The sequence below is a fragment of the Curtobacterium sp. Curtsp57 genome, assembly GCF_047324335.1.
Taxonomy (GTDB): Bacteria; Actinomycetota; Actinomycetes; order Actinomycetales; family Microbacteriaceae; genus Curtobacterium.
In genome coordinates, this window is sequence record NZ_CP168511.1 from 2,525,160 (window position 1) to 2,549,452 (window position 24,293).

At 69.7% G+C, this 24,293-nt stretch carries 19 protein-coding genes; 16 read left to right on the plus strand and 3 right to left on the minus strand.

Annotated features, from left to right (window positions below; genetic code table 11):
* Position 1 precedes the first annotated feature (1 nt).
* The 9 genes from ACEN9V_RS11905 (at position 2) to dnaB (ending at position 12,719) form a co-directional block, all read left to right on the plus strand.
* Positions 2-1,420, plus strand: a complete 1,419-nt coding sequence (locus ACEN9V_RS11905; protein ID WP_413600476.1) for a hypothetical protein — start codon at positions 2-4, stop codon at positions 1,418-1,420.
* 258 nt (positions 1,421-1,678) lie between these two features.
* Positions 1,679-1,972: a WXG100 family type VII secretion target gene (locus tag ACEN9V_RS11910; RefSeq protein WP_126889958.1), complete on the plus strand. Its 294-nt coding sequence runs from the start codon at positions 1,679-1,681 to the stop codon at positions 1,970-1,972.
* 87 nt (positions 1,973-2,059) lie between these two features.
* Positions 2,060-2,365: a hypothetical protein gene (locus ACEN9V_RS11915; protein WP_402727534.1), complete on the plus strand. Its 306-nt coding sequence runs from the start codon at positions 2,060-2,062 to the stop codon at positions 2,363-2,365.
* A complete protein-coding gene (locus ACEN9V_RS11920) occupies positions 2,365-3,804 on the plus strand; it encodes a hypothetical protein (RefSeq protein ID WP_413600477.1) in 1,440 nt (479 codons plus the stop codon). Before ACEN9V_RS11915 ends, ACEN9V_RS11920 begins: the two co-directional genes overlap by 1 nt.
* A 10-nt stretch (positions 3,805-3,814) precedes the next feature.
* Positions 3,815-4,450, plus strand: coding sequence for a hypothetical protein (locus tag ACEN9V_RS11925; protein WP_413600478.1), 636 nt, complete (start codon positions 3,815-3,817; stop codon positions 4,448-4,450).
* Entirely contained in the window at positions 4,447-5,157 is a 711-nt protein-coding gene (locus ACEN9V_RS11930) for a hypothetical protein (protein ID WP_413600479.1), read from the plus strand. The genes ACEN9V_RS11925 and ACEN9V_RS11930 overlap by 4 nt, the downstream gene beginning before the upstream one ends.
* On the plus strand, positions 5,154-6,092 hold the full coding sequence (locus ACEN9V_RS11935) for a hypothetical protein (protein WP_413600480.1): 939 nt from the start codon (positions 5,154-5,156) through the stop codon (positions 6,090-6,092). The genes ACEN9V_RS11930 and ACEN9V_RS11935 overlap by 4 nt, the downstream gene beginning before the upstream one ends.
* Complete coding sequence (locus ACEN9V_RS11940) at positions 6,092-10,528, plus strand: FtsK/SpoIIIE domain-containing protein (RefSeq protein WP_413600481.1); 4,437 nt, start codon at positions 6,092-6,094, stop codon at positions 10,526-10,528. Before ACEN9V_RS11935 ends, ACEN9V_RS11940 begins: the two co-directional genes overlap by 1 nt.
* Positions 10,529-11,351: 823 nt before the next feature.
* Entirely contained in the window at positions 11,352-12,719 is a 1,368-nt protein-coding gene (gene dnaB / locus ACEN9V_RS11945) for a replicative DNA helicase (RefSeq protein ID WP_281266276.1), read from the plus strand.
* A 203-nt stretch (positions 12,720-12,922) separates the two neighbouring features.
* Here the strand turns inward: dnaB and ACEN9V_RS11950 are convergent, their stop codons facing one another.
* Together ACEN9V_RS11950 and ACEN9V_RS11955 are read right to left on the minus strand one after the other, a co-directional pair.
* On the minus strand, positions 12,923-13,444 hold the full coding sequence (locus tag ACEN9V_RS11950; protein WP_413600482.1) for a DUF6611 family protein: 522 nt from the start codon (positions 13,442-13,444) through the stop codon (positions 12,923-12,925).
* Positions 13,441-13,992 carry a hypothetical protein gene (locus ACEN9V_RS11955; RefSeq protein WP_413600483.1) on the minus strand — a complete coding sequence of 184 codons (552 nt, stop codon included), beginning with the start codon at positions 13,990-13,992 and terminating at the stop codon, positions 13,441-13,443. The genes ACEN9V_RS11950 and ACEN9V_RS11955 overlap by 4 nt, the downstream gene beginning before the upstream one ends.
* A 381-nt stretch (positions 13,993-14,373) precedes the next feature.
* On the opposite strand from ACEN9V_RS11955, the gene kdpF reads away from it, so the two are divergent.
* The 7 genes from kdpF to ACEN9V_RS11990 all read left to right on the plus strand — a co-directional run bounded on the left by kdpF (position 14,374) and on the right by ACEN9V_RS11990 (position 23,740).
* Complete coding sequence (gene kdpF, locus ACEN9V_RS11960; protein WP_413600484.1) at positions 14,374-14,463, plus strand: K(+)-transporting ATPase subunit F; 90 nt, start codon at positions 14,374-14,376, stop codon at positions 14,461-14,463.
* On the plus strand, positions 14,463-16,148 hold the full coding sequence (gene kdpA, locus ACEN9V_RS11965; protein ID WP_413600485.1) for a potassium-transporting ATPase subunit KdpA: 1,686 nt from the start codon (positions 14,463-14,465) through the stop codon (positions 16,146-16,148). The genes kdpF and kdpA overlap by 1 nt, the downstream gene beginning before the upstream one ends.
* Positions 16,145-18,277, plus strand: coding sequence for a potassium-transporting ATPase subunit KdpB (kdpB, locus tag ACEN9V_RS11970; RefSeq protein ID WP_413600486.1), 2,133 nt, complete (start codon positions 16,145-16,147; stop codon positions 18,275-18,277). Before kdpA ends, kdpB begins: the two co-directional genes overlap by 4 nt.
* A gap of 26 nt (positions 18,278-18,303) precedes the next feature.
* A complete protein-coding gene (gene kdpC, locus ACEN9V_RS11975; protein WP_413600487.1) occupies positions 18,304-18,909 on the plus strand; it encodes a K(+)-transporting ATPase subunit C in 606 nt (201 codons plus the stop codon).
* Between the two features lie 55 nt (positions 18,910-18,964).
* Positions 18,965-21,505, plus strand: coding sequence for an ATP-binding protein (locus ACEN9V_RS11980; protein WP_413600488.1), 2,541 nt, complete (start codon positions 18,965-18,967; stop codon positions 21,503-21,505).
* Entirely contained in the window at positions 21,502-22,185 is a 684-nt protein-coding gene (locus tag ACEN9V_RS11985) for a response regulator (protein ID WP_413600489.1), read from the plus strand. Before ACEN9V_RS11980 ends, ACEN9V_RS11985 begins: the two co-directional genes overlap by 4 nt.
* A 592-nt stretch (positions 22,186-22,777) precedes the next feature.
* On the plus strand, positions 22,778-23,740 hold the full coding sequence (locus tag ACEN9V_RS11990; protein ID WP_413600490.1) for an N-acetyltransferase family protein: 963 nt from the start codon (positions 22,778-22,780) through the stop codon (positions 23,738-23,740).
* Positions 23,741-23,785: 45 nt separating this feature from the next.
* Here the strand turns inward: ACEN9V_RS11990 and ACEN9V_RS11995 are convergent, their stop codons facing one another.
* Complete coding sequence (locus ACEN9V_RS11995; RefSeq protein WP_413600491.1) at positions 23,786-24,211, minus strand: MerR family transcriptional regulator; 426 nt, start codon at positions 24,209-24,211, stop codon at positions 23,786-23,788.
* Positions 24,212-24,293 lie beyond the last annotated feature (82 nt).

The following is a 24,293-nucleotide window of genomic DNA, read 5'->3' on the forward strand; positions in this document are numbered from 1 at the left end:
GATGCCCGCCCGCGCCGGCAACTGGGAACTGCTGCACGAGTCGTCGGACCCGGTCGTGGCCGATGTGCCCGTGGTCCACGAGCTCGTCGCGTACTACACGACGATGGCCGAGGAGATCACCTCGGAGGCCGCGGTGCTGCAGCGTATCGGCGACGGCGACACGACCCGGTTCAAGGGCGAGTCCGCTGACGCGGTGCGCTCGAAGAGCAAGGAGGTCGCCGCGTCCCTGCACAAGATGGCCGGACGCTACGAGGCGATCCGCGACGCCCTGACCGGGTACGTGCCGTCGCTGGAGGAAGCACTCACGGAGTCGGCGGCCGCACTCCGCGACGCCGAGGACGCCTCCGCGGCCGGGACTCGGGCTGGAGCGATGCCGGACCCCTCGCAGGGGCGCGCGGAGAACGCTCCCCCGCTGACGGCCGACGAGCAGGGGGCGATCGACGCGAAGCACGCCGCATCGAGCCGTGCACAGGAGGGCGCTGATGCCGCTGTCGCCCGGCTGCGTCGGGCGGTTGACGGGATCAACGCCGCGGGCAAGGCGGCGGCGTCGACGATCCGGGCTGCGTGGGACGACGGCCTGCACGACACCCTCGGCGACAAGAGCAAGGCGTTCTTCTCGAAGCTGCTGAAGCTGATCGTCAAGATCTTCACGTACATCGGCATCGCCCTCGCCGCGCTCGCGATCCTCATCCCGGGCGTCGGCATGCTCACCTTCATGGCCGCCGTCGCAGCGTCGGTGACCCTGGTGGCGAACATCGCCCTCGCCGGCATGGGCGAGGGCTCATGGCTCGACGTGATCACCTCGGCCGTGGGACTCGTGCTCGTCGGGGTCGGTGGCATCGTCACGAAGGCGGCCTCCGTGGCGAAGACCGCCGGGCTCGCGAAGGGCATGAAGGGGTTCGAGAAGATGAACCTCGACAAGATCAAGAAGCTCCAGGACGTCCGGTCGTACAACGTCAAGAACGCGCTGAACGACCCCAACGCCGCGCGCACCGTGGGCACCATCGACCGGCAGATCAACCGCCTGACCGACCTGCGCGTCGACACGACGATGAAGAACGTCCTCGGCGGCTTCAAGGAGAAGCCGAACTGGTGGCACCCGAACAAGACCCTGTGGGCCGAGGACAAGGGCAAGATCGCCGACGTCCTGTCGAAGGGCAACTGGCGCGCGGACCGGCTCTTCAGCGTCGACCGGCAGATCGAGATGGACGCGATGAAGGTCGCTCTGCAGCGCGACTACGGCGTGGACATCGCCGCGCTCCCCGCGTGGCACAAGTACGTCGCCGGCGGCCGTGTCGTCGCCAGCTGGACGAACACGTTCATCTACGGCCAGGGCATCAAACCGACCGGGTGGGGCTCCGACCAGGAGCGGGTCCCCGGCTACAAGGAGGCGTCCGGCGCGCTGGTGCACGGCTTCTGAGTCCTCCTTTCGGAGGACTGGACGTCCGCTCGGCGCGTCCCGACACGCCGAACAGCCCGGAATTTCATAACGGGTGACATACGAATACCGCTCGGCATCGACCGTGCGACGCCGCCGATGTACTGAAATCTGCACAATCGTGTGAAGAAGTGCATTCCGCAACACGTCGGGAAACGTACCCCGACAACCGGTTTCATCGTGAAATAACCTCTCACCTGTCCCTCGATCGGGGGTGCAGACGAACGACAGGAGCAGGCAATGCCCAACTTGAACGTGACCTACGGCGAGATGCAGGACGCCGCGACCCGACTCGTGAACGGTGAGCAGGACATCACCTCGAAGCTGCGTGAGCTGAAGTCGTTGGTGGACTCGTTGATCTCGGGTGGCTACGTCACGGACCAGTCGTCGGTTGCCTTCGGGAGCTCGTACCAGGAGTTCAACGACGGTGCGACGAAGACGATCGAGGGCCTCGAGGGCATGTCGATGTACCTGAACAAGGCGGCCGAGGCGCTGCAGCAGACCGACCAGGAACTCGCGAACGCCATCAAGTAGCGACCGCGAATCGGTCCCGGTCCTCGTCACGACGACGAGCACCGGGGCCGATCCGGTTCCGATCCCGTTCACCGACCAGGAGCAGTCATGGCAGACCTCATCATCACGAAGGAAGTCCTCGAGGACTCGACCACCAAGCTGCAGCACATCTCGGACGAGCTGGAGCACCAGAAGTCCGACGACCGCGCGCTCGACCAGGTCTACGGCCAGCACGACGTGTACAAGGCCATGAACGACTTCTCCGGCGACTGGAAGATCCACCGCAACAAGATGAAGGGCGCCATCGCCGACCTGCGGGACAAGATGCAGAAGGTCACCCAGAACTGGACCGACCTCGAGCACGACCTCAGCGAGAAGCTCACCACCGAGACGACGGACGCAGGGAACGCCTGATGCCGGTGCGCGAGGGCAACTGGGGCCTGCTCGGCGAGTCCACCGACCCGGTGATCGCGGACACCGGTGTGATGCAGCAGCTCATCACGTACTACAAGGACATGGCGTCGGAGATCACCTCCGAGGCGGCGGTCCTCAAGAGCATCGGCGACGGCGACGACAGCAAGTTCAAGGGCGAGACCGCCGACGCCGTCCGGAAGAAGAGCAAGGAGGTCGCCGAGTCCCTGCAGAAGATGTCCGGCCGGTACGACGCGATCCGGGATGCCCTGACGGGGTACCTGCCGTCGCTCGAGCAGGGGCTCAGCGAGTCGGCAGCCGCACTGCGTGACGCGGAGACCGCGCAGCAGTCGGGTGCGAGTGCGTCGGCGATGCCGGACCCCTCCGAGAACCGCGCCGACGATGCTCCCCCGCTCACCGACGACGAGCAGGGGCAGGTCGACGCGAAGCACGCGGCGACGACCAGGGCGAACGACGCGATGGACGCGGCGAAGACCAAGCTGCGGAACGCGTTGTCGGCACTCGACGGTGCGGGCAAGGCGGCGGCGTCGACGATCCGCGCGGCATGGGACGACGGCCTGCACGACACCCTCGGCGACAAGATCAAGGCGTTCTTCTCGAAGCTGCTGAAGTTGATCGTCAAGATCTTCACGTACATCGGCATCGCCCTGGCCGCTCTGGCGATCCTGATCCCCGGCGTCGGTGTGCTGGCCATCATGGGCGCCGTCGCGGCCGGGGTCAGCCTCGTCGCGCAGATCGGGTTGACCGCGCTCGGCGAGGGGAACGTCTTCGACCTCGTCATGGCGGTCGTCGGCGTGGTCACGCTCGGGGTCGGTGCCGGCATCACGAAGGCCACCTCCATCGCGGTCGGCAAGGGCGTCACCGCCGGCAAGACCGCGATCCAGAACGCCACGAAGGTCGACCTCGGGAAGATCTCGAAGATCCGGGACGCCGCCATCAAGGACTGGACGAGCGCCGGGTCGGCGACGAAGGTGCGGTACGCCAACCAGCTGGGCAACGAGGTCCGGACGAACGGGCTGAACAGGCTGGACGACTTCGCCGGCAAGTTCAAGGACAACCCGAACTGGTGGAACATCCCGAAGGTCGGTACGACGATCAAGAACGACTGGGCCACGATCTCGAAACAGTTCGGTGCCGATCGGTTCACCCGGCAGGGGTTCACGAGCTGGGCGGAACGGATCGGCGGCGTCGACTTCCAGCTACTGCGGAACGACCTCGGCAAGTTCGGCGGCGCCAACGGACTCGGCACGCTGGTCGGGAACGCCCCGAAGTGGCACACCTACGTCAACGGCGGGATGGCCGTGTGGGGCAAGAACTACTCCATCGCCGGGCTCGTCATCAACCCGATCGGCGACGGCGCGGACAAGAAGCGCCCGTGGACCGACGACTGGAACGCGATCAAGCACCCGATCGCCGTCTGAGAGCAGCGCCATGACCACAGCAGCACCGGCCGTCACGTCGAGCATCGATGTCGAGTCCCCGCAGTGGCTCGTCATACCGGACGTCGCCGACGTCACCCCGAAGTGGCGCGCCGAGGTGCTCCGGCTGTTCGCGGCGATCGTGCACGTGGACCGCGAGGCCGAGGGCGAGCAGCGGATCTTCGACGACGGCCGGGAGGTCGACCCGCAGACGGCGCTCGACACCCTGCTCGAGTTCCGCGCCTCGCTCGACGGCGGGGACCGGCTCGTCGCGGGCCTCGGTGTCCCGAACCGGTGGCCGCTCCCCGTCGTGGTCTCGGTCGGGATCGCCGACACCGAGGACCTGCAGGACACCCGTGGCCTCCTCCAACTCGCCGGTGCGGAGGGCGGCCTGCCAGTGGAGCAGCCCGCGGTCGACGAACTCCCCGAGCACGTCGGGGGTGAGGGGCCGGTCGTCACCCGGTACGACCTCGACGACGACGGCGCGATCTGGGCGACGGTGTGCGCGGTCCGGCGGGAAGGCGGCGGGGACGGCCCCGCCGTCGACACCCGCGTCCTCTGGCGCACCAGGGACCTCGACGTCGTGCCGGTGTTCGGACCCGAGGTCGTCGACCTGCTCGCCGCGATCCGCAACGAGGTGGCCGCATGACCGAACCGACCGCCTCCTTCTTCATGGTCGTCCCGCCTGGGTGGGCGCGACTCCCCGCGGACGTGGCCCACCGCGAGGAACTCGGGACGATCGTCCGGCAGGTGATCGCCAACGCGCTCCCGGACGACCTGCCCCGCGACCGTGCCGAACCGCTGCGACAGGAGATGCGGAAGCGCCTGACCGCGACCGTGGTCGAGGCCGGCGACAACGGCGCGACGGCGGTGTACCTGCCCGTGCAGCCCGTCGACGGCTTCACGCCCCCGGTGTCCGTCATCGAGACCGAGGTGGACGACGAGTCCGACGAGGCCCCTGAGCAGGTGATCGCGCAGATCCTCGCCGACGCCCTGCCCGACCGTCGGGACCAGGACGACCCCGGCATCCGCGAGGTGGACGGCGGCATCGCGGCCCGGACCGACACCACCATCCGGCGCGCGGACCCCGGTACGGAACTCCCGGGTCTCGGCCAGGACCTCCCCGTCGTCGACGACCGCCAGGTCGTGTACACGATCCCGGTGCCGCACCGGCCCGGCCGGTGGGTCGTGATGTCCTTCTCCGCGATCAGCCTGCCCGACGCCGACGGTCAGCTCACCGACGCGCTCGTCTCGCTCTTCGACGCGATCATGACCACGTTCCGCTGGACCGACGTCCCCGGAGCCGAACCGACCACCCTCGAACGCCGTCTGGCCGAGCTCGGAGGAGCCGCGTGACCTGGTCCTTCGCCCACCCCGAGTCGCACCTGCTCCTGACGATGTCGGTCGTGCTGTTCCTCGGGACCCTGGCCTTCGTGATCCCGACGATCGTCGCCGTCCGTCGGCGCACCGCGACCGACGCGCTCGCGTGGGCCGACCAGGTGCGCCGTGACCCGGCGGCGCCGTGGGGCATCGACCGGGTCCTCCGCGCGGTGGACGCCTCGTGCGCGGCCGCCGGGGTCGTCTTCCCCGGCGCGGTCCGCATCCTGGTCGGCACGACCGTGCGGCTCGATCTCGCCTCCCCGACCATCGCGCCACCGCAGCCGTGGACCGCGACCCCCGATGGTCGTTCCTGGTCGGCCCCGATGTGGGCGCTGCAGGCCGTGCCGCTGACCGCACCGGCGCCGAACGAGTTCGCCACGGTGGTCTCCCTCGGCACCGATGGTGACGAGAACGTCCTCGTCGACCTGCGTCGCGTGCGCGGGATCGTCGCGCTCCGGGGTGAGCAGGCCGCACGCGAGGCGGTGCTCCGCCGCGTGGTCGACCAGGTCCGCACCGATCCGTGGGCGACGGGGACCGCGGTGCTCAGCGTGGGCACCGGGTCGACGCTCGGTGTGGCCGTGTCGGTGCGCGACGCGATCGCGGCCGTCGCGGCGGACGCGACCCCGGGCCTCCTGGTCGTGGCGAAGGTGCCGTCCGGGGAGGACGGACGCGAACTCGCCCGGCTCCTCGAGCGGCCCGCCGGCCGGTGGGCCTGTGTCGCGGCCGCGCCGCACCCGCTCGCCCGGTGGACGATCGAGGCCCGCCGCGACGGAACACACGTCTCGGACGTCCTCGGGACGATCCGGTGGATGGACGTCGGTCTGTCCATGCCCCTTGCGGCATCAACGCAGTCGGCTACCACGCAGACCGATCCCGCAGCGCTCCCGGACGCCGTGGAGGCGGACGCCTGATGCGCGTCGTCGTCACCGTCGTCGACGACGTCTCCGGCGAGTCCTCCGACGTCCTCGTCGACGCGCCCGGCCAGACCCCGATGCGCAGTGTGGTCGACGCGCTCGCTCGCCGCACCGGTGGCGCGGCGATGCCGCAGGACGCACCGGACGGCGACGTCCCCTTCGCCAGGAGCGGCTTGGTCGACGGCGCTGTGCTGCACGTCGGCGGCGCGCACCGCCCCGAAGTCGAACGAGGCATCGTCCACCTGCTGGTCGTGGGTGGGGTCGACGCCGGCCGGACGCGCCGGCTCTCGCCGGGCACGTTCCGGATCGCCGTCGCTGACGACGGGTCGCCGACGGTCGGCGCGGACGCTGCGGACCACCCCGGACTGGAGGCTCGGATCGCCTTCGACGGGACCGTGACGGTCCGCCAGGCACCGGTGGACGAGCCGGTAACCGGTTCATCAGGTTCGGTCACGATCGAGCAGGACGAGATCGGCGACGAGTGGGTGGACTGGGTCCCCGATGCGCTCGTGCGCCTCGGATCGACCGTGCTCACGGTGCGCCCGGTCGAGGTCGTGGACCGCATGCTGCTCCGTCCGCCGGACTCGGGACAGCTGGACTTCAACCGGCCTCCCCGGTTACTGCCCCCGTTCCTGACGACGCAGTTCCGGATCCCGAAGCCCCCCGTGCCGCCGCAGCGGTCCGCGATCCCGTGGATCATGGTGTTCGTCCCGGCGATGTTCGGCATCGTCATGGCGACGGTGTTCCACTCGCCGTTCTACCTGCTGTTCGCCGCGATGACGCCGATCATGGTCGTCGGGCAGACCGTCACCGCCAGACGGACTGGCAAGAAGAGCCACCGCAAGCAGACCGCAGAGCACCGGGAGCGGGTCGCGGCGCTCGAGCGGGCGATCGACGCCGCGGTACTCGCCGAGCGGGACGAGCGCAGGTCGTCGTCGTCCGACGCCGGATCGCTGCGGGTCGTCGCGACGACCCCCGGGCGTCGACTCTGGGAGCGGCGACCCTCTGATGCCGACCACCTGCACGTCCGGATCGGCATCGGCGACCTGCCCTCGACGGTCACCGTGCAGGACGACCGCGACCTCGACGGCCTCACGCACGAGGACCGGATCACCAGGGGCGTCCCGGTCACCGTGCCGCTCGCCGAGGTCGGCGTGCTCGGGATCGCCGGGGCCGGGTCGTCGCCGCGCGAGCTCGGCCGGTGGGTGCTCGGACAGCTCGCCGTGACGCAGAGCCCGCGCGAGGTGCAGTTCGTCGTGCTCACCGCCCAGCAGCACATGCCGGACTGGGCATGGACGATGTGGCTCCCCCATCTGCGGCCGACCGGTGGCCAGGACGCGCTCGCCCTGATCGGTGCCGACGGCGAGACGATCGGTCGTCGGCTGGCCGAGCTGACCCAGGTGCTCGCCGAGCGCCGAGCCGAGCGGACCAAGAACGGCTCGATGCGCGCGCGGTTCTCCCCGGAGATCGTCGTCGTGCTCGACGGCGCCCGTCGGCTGCGTGCGATGCCCGGTGTCGTGGGACTCCTCCGCGACGGACCGGCGTGCGGCATCCGGCTGGTGTGCATCGACGAGGAGGAGTGGCAGCTCCCCGAGGAGTGCGTCGCCACGGTGACCCACCGCACCGAGACCGAGCTGGTCCTGCGGCGGCAGCTCTCCGCGCCCGTGGAGCTCGTGCTCGCCGACCGCGTCGAGGAGGACTGGTACGACGACGTCGCCCGTGCCGTGTCCCCGCTGCGGGACACGAGCGGTTCCGACGGCGACGGCCTGGTGCCCGACGCGGCACGACTGCTCGACGTGGTCGACCTGCCGCAGCCGTCCGGGGCGATCGTCGCGGAGCGGTGGCAGCGCGGCGCAGCGACGACCTCGGCGGTCGTGGGCGTCGGGATCGACGGCGCGTTCGCGCTCGACCTCGTGAAGGACGGCCCGCACGGTCTCGTCGCGGGCACGACCGGTTCGGGCAAGTCCGAGTTCCTGCAGACCCTCGTCGCGTCGCTCGCACTCGCCAACCGTCCGGACCAGATGACCTTCGTGCTCGTGGACTACAAGGGTGGCGCTGCCTTCAGCGTGGCGTCCGACCTGCCCCACACCGTGGGGCTCGTCACCGACCTCGACCAGCACCTCGTCGAGCGTGCGCTCCGGTCGCTCCGTGCCGAGCTCACCCGTCGCGAGCACATCCTCGCGGCGTCAGGGGCCAAGGACATCGAGGACCACGAGGCGCATCTGGAACGCGGTGGCACGGGCGAGGCGATGCCGCGGCTCGTGCTCGTCATCGACGAGTTCGCCGCGATGGTCACCGAGCTGCCCGACTTCGTGTCCGGCCTGATCGGGATCGCCCAGCGCGGCCGGTCCCTCGGCGTGCACCTCATCCTCGCCACGCAGCGCCCGGGCGGCGTCGTCGGCCCGGACATCCGCGCGAACACGAACCTCCGTGTCGCACTCCGGATGACGGACTCGGGTGAGAGCACCGACGTGATCGATGTCGCAGATGCCGCACGCATCCCGAAGAGCGTGCCGGGGCGCGCGTTCGCGCGCCTCGGTCACTCGTCGGTCGTGCCGTTCCAATCGGCTCGCGTCGGCGGGAAGTGGGCCGGTGACGAGGACCCGGCCACGAGCCTCCCGTTCGTCCGTGTGCTCGACTGGCGCGACTTCGCGACCGCACCGCCCGCCCGACCCGTGCGGAGCGACCGAGCGTCGGCCGCGACCGACCTGTCGGTGCTCGTCGGTGCGATGGGCGAGGCGCGTGAGCGACTCGGGATCGGCCCACTCCACAGTCCGTGGTTGCCGCCGCTGCCCGAGCTGCTGCCGCTCGACGCCGTCGGCACGGCGGCCGTCGGAGCCGGGCGGGCACTGACGGCCGACGAGGACGCGCTCCGCTTCGCGTTCGGCACCGAGGACCTGCCGGACACCCAGGAGCAGCGCGCGGCGGAGATCGACCTCGACCGCTTCAACCACCTGTTCATCGTCGGAGCCCCCGGATCCGGGCGGTCCCTGGCGCTCCGGACGATCGCCGCGTCCGCCGCGTCCTCCATCCCCTCCACCGACCTGCACCTCTACGCGATCGACTGCGGCAACGGCGCGCTCGCGTCCCTGCAGGCGCTGCCGCACTGCGGCGCGGTCGTGCAGCGCACGCAGGTCGAGCGTGCGACGCGGCTCATCGACCGGCTCAGTCGCGAGACCGCCCGTCGGCACGACGTCATCGCCGCCGCGAGTGCCTCGGACATCACCGAGCAGCGGCTCCTCGCCGCGCCAGGAGAGCAGCTGCCGCACGTGCTCGTCCTCATCGACCGGTGGGAGAACTTCACGACGTCGCTGGGCGAGGTCGACGGCGGTGCCCTGACCGACTCGGTGCAGTCCCTCCTCCGCGACGGAGCGGCCGCGGGCATCCACATCGTGATCTCGGGTGACCGCACGCTGCTGTCCTCGCGGATGTCGACGCTCACCGACGACAAGATCGTCCTGCGCCTGACCGACCGGCTCGACTACTCGCTCGGCGGCATCAACCACCGGAAGCTCCCGGCGTCGATCCCGGCCGGCCGTGGGTTCCGCGCGGAGTCAGGCATCGAGCTGCAGTTCGCCTCGCTCGGGCCGGACGTGTCCGGACAGGGGCAGGCGGCTGCGATCCGGGCGTTGGCCGTCTCTCTGGCTTCTTCGTTCGAGGGTCCGTCCGCGCCGGCCCCGCGGCCGTTCCGCGTCGACGCGCTGCCGAAGGACCTGGACCTCGACGGGGCGCTCGCGCTGTCATCGGCGCCTGCGCTGACGCCGATGGTCGCCGTGACCGGGATCGGTGGCGACGACATGGAGCTGCAGACCGTCGACCTGTCCACCGGTGGCGGCACGTTCATCGTCGCCGGGCCGTCCCGATCCGGGCGTTCGACGATGCTCGCGTCGATGGCGCGGTCGCTGCTCGCGAGTGGGACGCAGCTCGTGGTGCTCGCGCCGCGACAGGGTGCCGTCCGGGACCTGGCCGGGCTGCCCGGCGTCCGCGCGGTGTTCACCGGGGACGACGTCACTGTGGAGGAGCTGTCCCCCGTGTTGACGCCCTCCGGGGTGCCGACCGTGCTGGTCGTCGACGACGGGGAGCTCCTGATCGACTGCTCGGCGGCGAAGTGGTTGCGGGACTGGGGCCGTGCCGCTGCGGACAACCGGCAGGGGTTGCTGCTCGGTGGCAACACGACCGGGCTCGCCGCCGGGTTCGGTGGCTGGCAGGTCGACGCCAAGAAGAACCGTCGTGGTGCGCTGCTCTCGCCGCAGGACACGCTCGCCGGTGACCTGATCGGCGTCCGGATCTCCCGGTCGTCGATCTCCACGCGGATCGAGCCCGGGACGGCGTTCGTGCACCTGGGGACCGGGCTGGCGTCGACGTTGCAGGTGCCGTTGGTGACCGCGTCGACGCGGACGGGCAGTGCGGCCGGGGAGTTGGCGGAGCGCTGAGGCGGGGCGTGGGTCGGGTCGCTCGGTGCTTGGAGCTCGGCTTGCGGTTCGGCTTGCCGGCGTGGCCGGCAGGGCGGGTCGGGCGAGTCGGGCCGGTCGGGCCGGTCGGGTCGGTCCGGCCGGTCGGGTCGGGCCGGTCGGGTCGGTCGGGTCGGGCCGGTCCGGCCGGTCCGGTCGGGTCGGTCGGGCGAGCGGCTTGAGTGGTCACGACATGCCGCTCACTTCCCTCGAGATGTCGCGTTCTGGCGGCTGGCGGTGCCGAAAGCGACGATCTGTGACCGATTGACGTCGCACGGGCGGCGTGTCACGACCGGTCGGCAGATGATGCCGACGACGTGTCGCGAATGGCGGGCGGGTCGCGCTGGGCGGTTACCGATCCGCTGCGCGGCGGCCTGGGGGCTCGGGTGCGCTGGCCTGACCGGTTACGTCCGGTGCGGCGCCGGGAGTGCCTGGGAGCCAGCAGGGAAAGTTGTCCTCAGGCTCGCGTTTGTCAAGTCGTTTTACACAGTGGAAACGTCAAATCGTCAACCTTCAACTGCACGTTGAACCCCACTTCTCCACACACAGTGTGGAATCGAAAACCCCAGGTCAAGCCGTCGAAAGTGTGTTCGGTTTGCCGGTTCTGCACAGCATTGTCCACAGTTGTCCACACGAACTTCCGGCGTGTTCCGCGATTCGTCCACAGAGTTATCCACAGGCATGTTTTGTGGGGATAACTTCGTACCCGTAGCTTGGCCCAGCGACTCGGGGATGTCGGTCGCTCGGGGTAGTACTGCCTGGACCGGTTTCATCCGGAACAGGTCGCAGAACAAGAGGAGACCGTGTGTCGATCGCGCATCTTGATCCCGCACCGCAGGACTACGCGGAGCGCGGTGGCATGGAGCGCACGCCGCCGCACGACCTCCTCGCCGAGCAGTCGACCATCGGCGGCATGCTCCTGTCGAAGGACGCCGTCGCCGACGTCATCGAGACCGCGCGTGGTGTGGACTTCTACATCCCCAAGCACGAGGTCATCTTCGACGCGATCCTGTCGCTCTACTCCCACGGCGAGCCGACCGACGTCATCGCCGTCACCGACGAGCTGACCAAGACCGGTCTGCTGTCCCGTGCCGGTGGCGCCGAGTACCTGCACAGCGTGACGAGCATGGTGCCCACGGCCGCGAACGCCGGGTACTACGCCGGCATCGTCGCCGAGAAGGCCGTGCTCCGTCGCCTCGTCGACGCGGGCACCCGGATCGTCCAGATGGGCTACGCGTCCGAAGGCGAGGTCACCGATCTCGTCAACAGCGCCCAGGCTGAGGTCTACAACGTCGCCGGCGGCGTCCAGACCGAGGACTACGTGCCACTCACCGACGCCATCGGTGCCGCCATCGACGAGATCGAAGCCGCCAAGGGTCGCGACGGGCAGATGACCGGTGTCCCGACCGGGTTCGCCCAGCTCGACGGCCTGACGAACGGCTTCCACCCGGGGCAGCTCATCATCATCGCCGCCCGACCTGCGCTCGGGAAGTCCACGCTCGCGCTCGACCTCTGCCGCGCAGCAGCCGTCAAGCACGACCAGACCGCCGCGTTCTTCTCGCTCGAGATGGGTCGCGCCGAGATCGCGATGCGTCTGCTCTCCGCCGAGACCAGCGTTCCGCTGCAGCACATGCGCAAGGGAACCGTCGACTCCCGCGACTGGACCACCATCGCGCAGACTCGCGGGCGCATCAACGACGCCCCGTTCTACATCGACGACTCCCCCAACATGACCCTCGTCGAGATCCGCGCGAAGTGCCGCCGGCTCAAGCAGCAGCACAACCTCAAGCTCGTGGTCATCGACTACCTGCAGCTGATGACCTCCGGCAAGAAGGTCGAGTCACGTCAGCAAGAGGTCTCCGAGTTCTCGCGTGCGCTGAAGCTCATGGCGAAGGAGCTCCAGGTCCCCGTCATCGCGCTGTCGCAGCTGAACCGTGGACCCGAGCAGCGAGCAGACAAGAAGCCGATGATCTCCGACCTGCGTGAATCGGGCTCGATCGAGCAGGACGCCGACATGGTGATCCTGCTCCACCGTGAGTCCGCCTACGAGAAGGACAACCCGCGGCAGGGCGAGGCGGACCTCATCGTGGCGAAGCACCGTAACGGACCGACGGACACGATCACGGTGGCGTTCCACGGGATGTTCTCGCGGTTCGTGGACATGCCGCAGTAGCGCAGACCCGCTACGAGGTCGACGGCACCGCGATCCGGCCTGCTTTCGAGGCCGTATTGACAGCTTGGACCTGCCGCTGCGCAGTTGCTGGTGTCTGCCTCTTCGCGGGCACCGTCACCCTTGCGGTCCAACTTCGATTCAGTCGACGATTCGGTGTGCCTGCTCGACGGTCCCGATAGTCACCGGGGAGCCGAACGTGCGAGTCATCGGGTACGGTTCCGTGTTCCCGAGGTCGGGATGAGGTTGTAGACATCTGTCCAGACCGCTTCGAAGTCAACGGGGCGGACCTGCCCGGTCCTCGCGGCGTGTTCGAGGAGGCAGAGCGTGTCGAGCGAAACTGCCAGTGCTCGGGGATCGCCGTACGTTTCTGGGCGTCCGTTGCCGTAGTAGGTGGTGACCGTCACCGTTCGCAGCTTCGGTCGGAGGCGTCGGGTGGCGTAGCCGAGGGCGAGGAACCCGGCTGTGTAGACGGCGATGGCGAGCGCCATGCCGGGCTTCGTGGAGGCGGTCGCGGCCATGATGCCGATCGCCAGCACGGCGCCGCCGACGAACCATCCGTGCCATGTCCGCAGCAAGAGGCGTTCGGCGGGGGTGATACCGGGCGGGAACACGGTGAGCGTCCGGCTCGACCACATCGTGCGGCTCACCGGTCGGACCGAGTACGAACCCCACAGGTGAGCCCCGCATCGTGACTTGTTGCGGAGTGCTGAGACGAGGGCGCTCATGAGGTTACGGGGGTGGTCGGTGCTCCGAGCTCGGCGCGGACGGGCTCGACCACGTCGTGGTGCCGAAGTGCCGCGGCGCACGGGAAGCAGAGCAGATCCCCGTCTCGTACATCGCTCGGCAACGGAGCCGGCAGGAGATGGAACGGCCCCTCGGTGCCGTCATGGCACGGCGTGAGGACGTACGTCGGTGCGAGCGGGGCGGTACTCACGCGACCGATCAGTCGGATCTGGTCCAGGACGGCGCATGCCGGCAGCGCGGCATCCAGTTCGAGGAGCACCGTCCCGGTGCGCGGGCGACGGACCGTGAGGACCGCGGCCACCGCGACCGTGACGTCGTGGGGTTGCCAGTGGGGCGGTGTGAACGCCGGTCTCGATTGCTCAGCTGTGTGCACGCAGGGCGTACCAGCGATCTCTGCGAGTCGTCGCATCGAGACGGCGTTGACGATGACGTCGTCCGTGGTCGCTTCAGTCCTCGCCGGCCACTGCAGCGAATGCAGCGGTTCAGGCAGCGATGCACGGAGCGTTGGGAGCAGTGCTGTGAGAGTCACGGCTCCACTCTTGCTCGCACCGCAGATCCGGAGGAGGGGCCCTCACGACCTCCAGACGGCGTCGCCTCGGATTCTCACGATCTCCTGACGGTCGCGGCGCAGCGACCGTTGGACGGTCGGTGCGACGATCCGCGTTAGGGGATCGTAGGAAGTCCTCGCCAGTCTGTTAGGGATCCATCAGGACGACGTCGACGCCCCCGGAGCGCCGTCATGCTCTCCGAGGCGCCTGTTCCGGTGCTGCCCGACGGCCACGTGGTCAACGCGTGCTGTCGGGCGAGCTGATGTGTTTGAGGAGATCCTCGTGTTCGACGTATTCGTCGTCGCCGGCGTACTCGCCCTGTTCGGCGTGGTCGCGCTGATCGCCAAGGGGGTGGAGCGGCTGTGATCGGGATCACCATCGCTGCCGCCGTCCTCGGTGTCGCTGCTGTCGGTTACCTGGTGTGGGCGCTCGTGCGTCCGGAGAAGTTCTGATGGACGCGGGAACCGTCTGGGCAGGGATCGCCCAGGTCGCCACCCTCGTGTTGCTGCTGGTGCTGGTGCACCGGCCGCTGGGTGACGGCATGGCACGGATGTACACGTCCGTGAAGCACATGCGCGTCGAACGCGGCACCTACCGCCTCATCGGGGTGAACGCCGACGCATCACAGTCCTGGCAGACCTACTTGCGCGGCGTCCTGCTGTTCAGCCTGGTGAGCGTGTTCTTCGTGTACGCCCTCGAGCGCCTGCAGGCCGTGCTGCCGTACAACCTCGGCCTCCCCGCGATGACCCCGGCGCTCGCGTTCAACACGGCGGTGTCGTTCGTCACGAACACGAACTGGCAGAACTACTCGCCGGAAGCCACCGTCGGGTACGCCGTGCAGATGGCCGGGTACGCGGTGCAGAACTTCGTCTCCGCCGCCGTCGGCATCGTCGTCGTCATCGCCCTCATCCGCGGCTTCGCGTCGCGGAAGACCGGCACGATCGGCAACTTCTGGGTCGACACCGTCCGCACCATCTGGCGGCTGCTGCTGCCCGGCGCGTTCGTCTTCGCGATCATCCTGATCGCCGGCGGCGTCATCCAGAACTTCCTCGACCCGACGACCGTGCACACCCTCACCGGGGCGTCGCAGACCATCGCCGGCGGTCCTGCCGCGTCGCAGGAAGCGATCAAGGAGCTCGGCACCAACGGTGGCGGCTTCTTCAACGCGAACTCCGCGCACCCGTTCGAGAACCCGCAGGCGTGGACGAACCTCGTCGAGATCTTCCTGATGCTCGCGATCCCCTTCAGCCTGCCCCGCACGTTCGGTGTCATGGTCGGCGACAAGCGCCAGGGCTACGCGATCCTCGCCGTGATGGGGATCCTGTTCCTCGTCTCGCTGTCGGCGATGTCGATCGCGGAGCTCAGCGCCAGCGGCACCGCGACGCAGGCTGCAGGTGCGGCGATGGAGGGCAAGGAGGTCCGCTTCGGCATCATCGGCTCCACGCTGTTCAACACGACCTCGACGCTCACCTCGACCGGTGCCGTGAACTCGATGATGGACAGCTACACGCCGCTCGGCGGCATGATGGCGATGCTGAACATGATGCTCGGCGAGATCGCCCCCGGCGGCACCGGTTCCGGCCTCTACGGCATGCTCATCCTCGCCGTCATCACCGTGTTCATCGCGGGGCTGCTGGTCGGCCGCACTCCGGAGTACCTCGGCAAGCGCATCGGCTCGCGAGAGATCCGGCTCGCGGCGCTCTACATCCTGGTCACCCCGACCCTGGTCCTCGTCGGGACAGCCGTGTCACTGATCATCCCGGGCGTCCGGGAGCAGGTGCTCGGCACGTCGATCTTCAACCCCGGCAACCACGGCCTGTCCGAGCTGCTCTACGCGTTCACCTCGGCGGCGAACAACAACGGGTCGGCGTTCGGCGGACTGACCGGCAACACGACCTGGCTGAACTCGGCCCTGGCGGTCGCGATGCTCCTCGGCCGCTTCGTGCCGATGGTGTTCGTGCTCGCCCTGGCCGGCTCGTTCGCGGCTCAGGACAAGGTCCCGGCCACGGCCGGCACCCTCCCCACTCACCGTCCGCTGTTCGTGGCGCTCCTGACCGGCATCGCGGTCATCGTCACCGCGCTGACCTACTTCCCGGTCCTGGCACTGGGACCGCTCGCAGAAGGACTCGTCCGATGAGCACCATCGCTCCCGAAACCCCCACCCCCGACACCGACATCGCACACCCGACCCGTGGTGGCAACGCCTTCAGCCTGCGGCAGATGACGGCCGCGCTCCCCGGCGCACTCCGGAAGCTCGACCCGCGGGCGATGTGGCACAACCCCGTCATGTTCATCGTGGAGGTCGGTGCCGCACTCACCACGGTGACCGCGATCGTCGAACCGCTCACCCGGGACTCGAACGCGGGCGCTGCGGCCGTCCCCGGTTCGTTCACCTGGGCGATCGCGATCTGGCTGTGGCTGACGGTCGTGTTCGCGAACCTCGCCGAGTCCGTCGCCGAGGGCCGTGGGAAGGCCCAGGCCGACGCCCTCCGGAAGACCCGCTCCACCACCACCGCACGTCGGCTCGCCGGCTACGACGCGAAGGCCGATGCGGCCGGACGATCGGCCACCGAGGAGTCCGTCGCGAGCGTCGACCTCGCCAAGGGCGACGTCGTCGTGGTCGAAGCGAACGAAGTCATCCCGGGCGACGGCGACGTGATCGACGGCATCGCGAGCGTCGACGAGTCGGCCGTCACCGGTGAGTCCGCGCCCGTGATCCGCGAGTCCGGCGGCGACCGCAGCGCCGTGACGGGCGGCACCCGGGTGCTGTCCGACCGGATCGTCGTGCGGATCACCTCGACCCCTGGCGAGACCTTCATCGACCGGATGATCCGCCTTGTCGAGGGTGCGGCGCGGCAGAAGACGCCGAACGAGATCGCGCTGAACATCCTGCTCGCGTCGCTGTCGATCGTCTTCGTGATCGTCTGCCTGACGATGCAGCCCATCGCGGGACTGGTCGGTGCAACGGTCAGTGTGCCGGTACTCATCGCCCTGCTCGTCTGCCTCATCCCGACCACCATCGGCGCGCTGCTCTCCGCGATCGGCATCGCCGGCATGGACCGCCTCGTGCAGCACAACGTCCTGGCGATGTCCGGCCGTGCGGTCGAGGCCGCAGGCGACATCACGACCCTGCTGCTCGACAAGACCGGCACGATCACGTACGGCAACCGCCGCGCGTCCCGCGTCGTGCCGATCACCGGCGTGACGGAACCCGACCTGCTGGCGGCCGCAGCGCTCTCGAGCGCCGCCGACGGCACGCCTGAAGGCCGGTCGATCGTGGAACTCGCCGCGACCGCCGGAGTCACCACGGGCCTCCCGGCCGGCGCCACCGAGGTCCCCTTCACCGCACAGACCCGCATGTCCGGCGTCGACCTGGCGGACGGCACGCAGGTCCGCAAGGGCGCCGCAGGCGCCCTGCTCGCCTGGGCCGGGACCGAGAACCGGGAGATCGACGACGCGGTCGTCGCCATCTCGGACGAGGGCGGCACCCCGCTCGTCGTCGCCCGCCGGACCCCTGACGGCACCACCGCCCTGCTCGGCGTCGTGCACCTGAAGGACGTCGTGAAGGACGGCATGGCGGCCCGGTTCGCCGAGATGCGCAGCATGGGCATCCGCACGGTCATGATCACCGGCGACAACCCCCGCACCGCGAAGGCCATCGCCGCCGAGGCCGGTGTCGATGACTTCCTCGCCGAGGCCACCCCGGAGGACAAGCTCGCCTACATCCGCAAGGAGCAGGAGGGCGGCAACCTCGTCGCGATGACCGGTGACGGCACGAACGACGCCCCCGCCCTGGCGCAGGCGGACGTCGGCGTGGCGATGAACACCGGTACGACGGCGGCGAAGGAGGCGGGCAACATGGTCGACCTCGACTCCGACCCGACCAAGCTCATCGACGTCGTCCGGATCGGCAAGCAGCTGCTCATCACCCGCGGGGCGCTCACCACGTTCTCGATCGCCAACGACGTCGCGAAGTACTTCGCGATCATCCCGGCGATGTTCCAGGCGGCGTTCCCGGGTCTCGGGCTGCTGAACATCATGGGGCTGCACAGCCCGGCGTCGGCGATCCTGTCCGCGGTGATCTTCAACGCCCTGGTGATCATCGCCCTGATCCCGCTGTCGCTGCGGGGCGTGAAGTACCGCGCCGCGTCGGCGTCGTCGATCCTCGGCCGCAACCTGCTCCTCTACGGGCTGGGCGGCGTGATCGTCCCCTTCATCGGCATCAAGATCATCGACCTCATCGTCGGTCTCATCCCGGGCTTCTGAGAAGCCCAGGACCAAGGAGAACTCCCATGGCACAGACACGCGGCACCTTCCGCAGTCTCGGCACCGCCGTCCGCCTGATGGTCGTCTGCACCGTCGCCCTCGGCGTCGTCTACCCGGTCGCGGTGTGGGGCGTCGGACAGGTCGCCTTCCCGTCCCAGTCGAACGGCTCACCCCTCACCGACGACGGCAAGGTCGTCGGCTCATCGCAGCTCGGTCAGTCCTTCACGACCGGGAAGGGCGCCGTCATCGACAAGTGGTTCCAGTCCCGGCCATCAGCAGCCGGTGACGGGTACGACGCCAACGCCTCGTCCGGATCGAACCTCGGCCCGAACAACCCCGACCTGCTGAAGGCCGTCAAGGAACGCCAGGAAGCGCTGGCGAAGGCGGACGGTGTTCCCGCGGCTGACGTCCCTGCGGACGCCGTCACCGCATCCGGGTCCGGGCTCGACCCGGACATCAGCCCGGCGTACGCGCTGCAGCAGGTGGACCGCGTCGCGAAGGCCCGTGGTCTCTCCGCGGAGGTCGTCCGCACGCTCGTCGACGCGCACACTGCTGGTCGGCAACTCGGGTTCCTCGGGGACCCGACGGTGAACGTCCTCGAGCTGAACCTGGCGCTCACGAAGCTGTCCTGACACCAGCTGATCGCACCGATCAGACGTTCCGCAGCAACCGGAGGAGAAGACGCGCATGCATCGAGGCAAGCTCCGGGTCCTGCTCGGCGCCGCACCCGGCGTCGGGAAGACCTACACGATGCTCGAGGAAGGCCGCCGACTCCGCGACGAGGGCAAGGACGTGGTGGTCGCGGTCGTGGAGACCCACGGCCGCGCCGCCACGGCCGCGCTGGTGAACGGCCTCGACGTCGTCCCCCGTCGCATCGTCGAACACCGCGGCGTCCAACTCGACGACCTCGACCTCGACGCGGTCCTGGCGCGGCAGCCCGACATCGCGCTCGTCGACGAGCTCGCGCACACGAACGCTCCGGGGAGTGCGCACGAGAAACGCTGGCAGGACGTCCAAGCCCTCCTCGCCGCGGGCATCAGCGTCATCTCGACGGTGAACATCCAGCACATGCAGTCCCTCTCGGACGTCGTCCGCGAGATCACCGGCACCGTGCAGCGCGAGACCGTCCCCGACGCCGTCGTCCGCGCGGCCGACCAGATCGAGGTCGTCGACCTCTCTCCGCAAGCGCTCCGCGACCGGCTGTCGAACGGACTGGTCTACCCCGCCGCGCGCATCGACGCCGCCCTGTCGAACTACTTCCGGCTCGGCAACCTCACCGCGCTCCGTGAGATCGCACTGCTCTGGCTCGCGGACGAGGTCGACGACGCCCTCAAGGCGTACCGCTCCGAACACGGCATCACCGGCCGGTGGGAGACCCGCGACCGCGTGGTCGTCGCCCTGACCGGCGGCCCGGAGGGGGAGACGCTCCTGCGGCGCGGCGCCCGCATCGCGGCACGCGGTGCCGGCGGCGAGCTCGCCGCCGTCCACGTCACCACGAACGACGGGCTCCGCGAACGCCACCCCGGCGCGCTGGGCAAGCAGCGAGCCCTGGTCGAGCAGCTCGGTGGGACCTACCACCAGGTCGTGGGTGACGACGTCCCCGGCACCCTCGTCCGGTTCGCCCGGTCCATCGACGCCTCCCAGATCGTGATCGGGGTCAGCCGCCGCAGTCGCCTGGTCGCCGCCCTCACCGGACCCGGCATCGGCAACACCGTCATCCGGGAGTCCGGCGACATCGACGTCCACGTCGTCACGCACGAACGGGCCGGCGGCAAGCTCCGCGCCCCCGGTCTCGGCGGGAGCCTGTCCCGCTCACGCGTCATCGCGGCGTTCGCGGTCTCGCTGCTGCTCGGACCGCTGCTGACGTGGCTGCTGTCCTTCGGCGACGACCCCGACGCGATCACTGTCGACGTGCTCTCCTACCAATTGCTCGTCCTCGTGGTGGCGCTGGTGGGCGGCATGTGGCCAGCAGTGTTCACCGCGGTGCTGTCCGGGCTGAGCCTCGACTACTTCTTCGTCCAACCCATCCACCTCGTCACGGTCCAGCAACCGTGGCACCTCGTCGCCCTCGTGATGTACGTCGTCAGCGCCGTCCTGGTGAGCTTCGTCGTCGACCGATCCGCACGTCGGAGCCGCACGGCACGGCGGGCAGCCGCAGAGTCGGGCCTCCTCGTCGGCTTCGCCGGCAGCGTCCTCCGCGGCGACGATGCCCTGCAGTCGCTCCTCGACCGCACCCGCGAAGCGTTCGGGTTCACCGGTGTCCGCGTCCGACAGCAGGAAGACCTCCTCGCCGAGAGCGGCACCGTCGACACCCCGGACACCACCAGCACCCTCGCATCGGGCGCGGTGATCGAGTACGCCGGTGCACCCGAGGACCCGACGCAGCGTCGCCTGCTCGCCGTCGTCGAGCGGCAGATCGACGCCGCGGTCGAGCACCGGACGCTCACCCGCACCGCGAACGACGCTGAGCGCATCGCCGCCGTCGACCGGATCCGGAGCGCGATCCTCGCAGCCGTCAGCCATGACGTCCGCCGGCCGATCGCCGCCGCTTCGGCCGCCGTGCAGACCCTCCGCGCCCGCGACATCACCCTCTCGCCGGAGGACCGCGACGCTCTGCTCGACACCGCGAACGAGAGCCTGACGGCGCTGGCGAACCTGCTCGGCGACCTGCTCGACGTGAGCCGCGTCCAAGCAGGGGCCCTCGCCGTCCACCCCGTCACGCTCCCCGTGGGTGCTGTCGTCGCGCCGGCTCTCGACGAGCTCGAACTCGGACCCGAAGACGTCGACCTCGACCTCCCCGCGGACGTTCCGCCGGTGCGCGCCGACCCTGTGCTGCTGCAGCGGGTGATCGTGAACATCCTCGCCAACGCCGAACGGCACGCACCCGCCGGCACGAAAGTCCACGTCGGCGTCAGTGCCTTCGCTGGTCAGGTCGAGATCCGGATCGCCGACCAGGGACCCGGCATCCCGGAGGAACTCCGCGACACCGTCTTCCAGCCCTTCCAACGCTTCGGCGACACCGACAACGACACCGGGCTCGGGCTCGGCCTCGCGCTCGCGCGTGGCTTCACCGAGGGCATGGACGGCACCATCGATGTCGACGACACCCCGGGCGGCGGCCTCACCGTGACCGTCCGACTGCCGATCGCCGGACACCTCCCGCTCGAGCACAGCACGCAGCACCAGCACCTACCGGCAGCGACTGCCGAGACGACGGACCGCACGTGAAGATCCTCATCGCCGACGACGACGCCCAACTCGCCCGCGCCCTCGCCGTCACGCTCAGCGCACGCGGCTACGACGTCGTCACCGCCGCCGACGGCCGCGAAGCGATCAACGCCGTGATCGGAGCGCACCCCGACGTCGTGCTCCTCGACCTCGGCATGCCCCGCATCGACGGGCTCGGCGTGCTGCAGGCCCTGCGCGCGTGGACGCAGGTCCCCGTGCTGGTGCTCTCCGGGCGCACGGACGCGGGCGACAAGATCGGCGCCCTCGACGCGGGAGCAGACGACTACGTCACCAAGCCGTTCGACATGGACGAACTCCTCGCCCGTATCCGAGCAGCCGGAAGACGACGCGCCACGCCTGACGAGACGCAGCCGACGATCCAGATCGGTGACCTGACCGTCGACCTCGCCGCGAAGCAGGTCTTCCCGCCCACCGGTCCGGCCATCAGACTCACCCCGACCGAGTGGCGGCTCCTCGAGATCCTGACCGCCCATCCCGGACGCCTGCTCACCCGGGAGATGCTCCTCACCGACATCTGGGGTCCCTCCCACGGCACCGACGTCGGTTACCTCCGGCTCTACATGTCGCAGCTGCGTCGGAAGCTCGAACCGGACCCGACCAGTCCGCGGTACTTCATCACGGAGTCGGGCATGGGGTACCGGTTCACACCCGAGCAGTGATCGGCAGTGCTGGCCGCTGCTGATCGGGACCGGCGATCACCAGGTCCGCGGGCGCGTGGCTGCGGCGTGGGCGTACTCTCGGCGCCAGATTCCCGTGTACTCCTCCTCCGAGATGCGATCGGCGCGCAGCGCTTCGGCGGCACGCTCGAGGCGGTGCGCGATCGCGATCACCGTTGACACCGGAGGAATGTCTCGACGGCCGTCGCTCGACGGAAGTCGCCGACTGACGCGCAGGAGGCGCGCCCCGTCTCCCGATTCGAACCCGCGCGCTGCGCTGCGGTTCAGCTGGTTCGACGGTGCTCACATCGAAGAGCGACGCCGAAAGCGACGAGCAGGATCCCGACACCCGATCAGGCAGCCAAGCCAGCACTGGTGCCGCCGCTGCGGACCGATCCGGCCGGCGCCTGACGGACGGGAGGCGCGGCGCGAGTCCGCTCCGCGCCTCCCGTCCGACAACGGCTCGCGTCAGGGACGCGCAGTCGCCGCGCCAGCCCTGGATGGCTGGCGCGGCTGTCCGCAATGCCCTCGAAGCCGCCGTTGGCGGTCGTCTGATGCATTGCCGCAGTTCCGTCCACCGCCGTAGCCTGGCCGGATGGACGAACCGGAGTTCCGCGCTGCCCTGGAATCGTGGTCGTCGAGCGCCGTCCGAGACTGGGACGCGGACTGGCGCGAGTTGCTGTTCCGCTGGGCGGAGCCGGAGCTGGCACTCGTCGGTGACGCGGGCTGGGGAGCCGCGGTGCGGGACGCCGTGGGCCTGCCGGTCCAGGACCCGTTGCGCTGGGCGAACCGCGTCGTCGCGCTCCCGTCCGGCGGCTGGGCGGTCACGGGGATCCGGTTCCGCGGACGCGACATCGCGAAGCCGTTCGTCGACGTCATCGCCACCAGCGTCGCTCCCGATGCGTCGGGTCTCGCCGAGCTCGGTGCGACCCTCGATGCCCACGCCGAGTTCGCACCCCTCTGCTTCCGCGTGGCGCTGCCGGGCGATGCACGCGGAGACCAGGCGCCGGTGTCGTCCGCGTTCGACGCCCGTCCTGACCAACTCGTCGTCGCCGCTCCGCTGGCCGCGATCCGGGCGCGCCAGCCGGTCTCCGGGTCCGTCGAACTCCGCGCGACCTCCGCCGAGCCCGCCGCGGCCCGGGTCCGGTCGATGTACGACGATGTCCGGGTGCACGAGCCACGACTCGATCAATGGGCGACACCATCCGACGTCGCCACGCTCCGGGACGCCGAGGAGGAAGGCCTGCTGTTCGACGTGGTGATCGAGGGCCGGGTCGCCGGGGTCGTCGCCGCTTCCCGCGAGGACGCCCGCGGCTTCACCGGGTACAGCGTCGAGGAGATCGTCCTGGACGACGCCCACCGGCGCCGTGGTCACGGTCCCGTGGTGCTGCACTGCCTGGCGGACCGGCTGCCGGATGGCGGTTCCGACGTGCTGTGGGGACACATCCACGCAGGCAACACACCGTCCTTGCGCAACGCCCTCGCGAGCGGTCGGGTCGTGACGTCCACTCTCGTGTGGGTGGCTCCCGACGGCTCCCCGGGGATGCCGGAGTCCTGACCCGCCGCGGGCACCATCGGGGAGACCGACCGATCGGCCTGCGCCTCAGTCGCACTCCGGCCCGTTCCGCCACAGCCCGTCCGCCGTGCCCTCGGAGAGCCGCCGCTCGTAGAGGTCCACCTTGTGGTGGATGACCGCGAGCGCGTCCTGCAGGTCGGCCACCTGCCGCCGGACGTTCTCCTCGTGCTCCTGGAGGATCGCGAGCCGTTCGTGCTCGTTCCCGGGTCCGGCGACGACGAGCTCCACGTAGGCCCGGATCGACGGCAACGGCATGCCGGACGAACGCAGCTTCGTGCAGACCCGCAGCCATTCGACGTCCTCGACCGAGAACACACGGCGGCCGGCCGAGTCGCGGCGCACCGGCATGGGGAAGAGCCCCTCCTTCTCGTAGAAGCGGAGGGTGTGGGTGGTGAGCCCGGTCCGCTCGCCGACCTCGCCGATGGTGAAGGTGCGCTCCTGGGTCGTCGTCATGTCCCGAGCATAAGCACTTGACTTCGAGTCGACTCGAACTCCTACCGTGCTCATGTCGCCGAGAGACTCCCGGCGTGGAAGG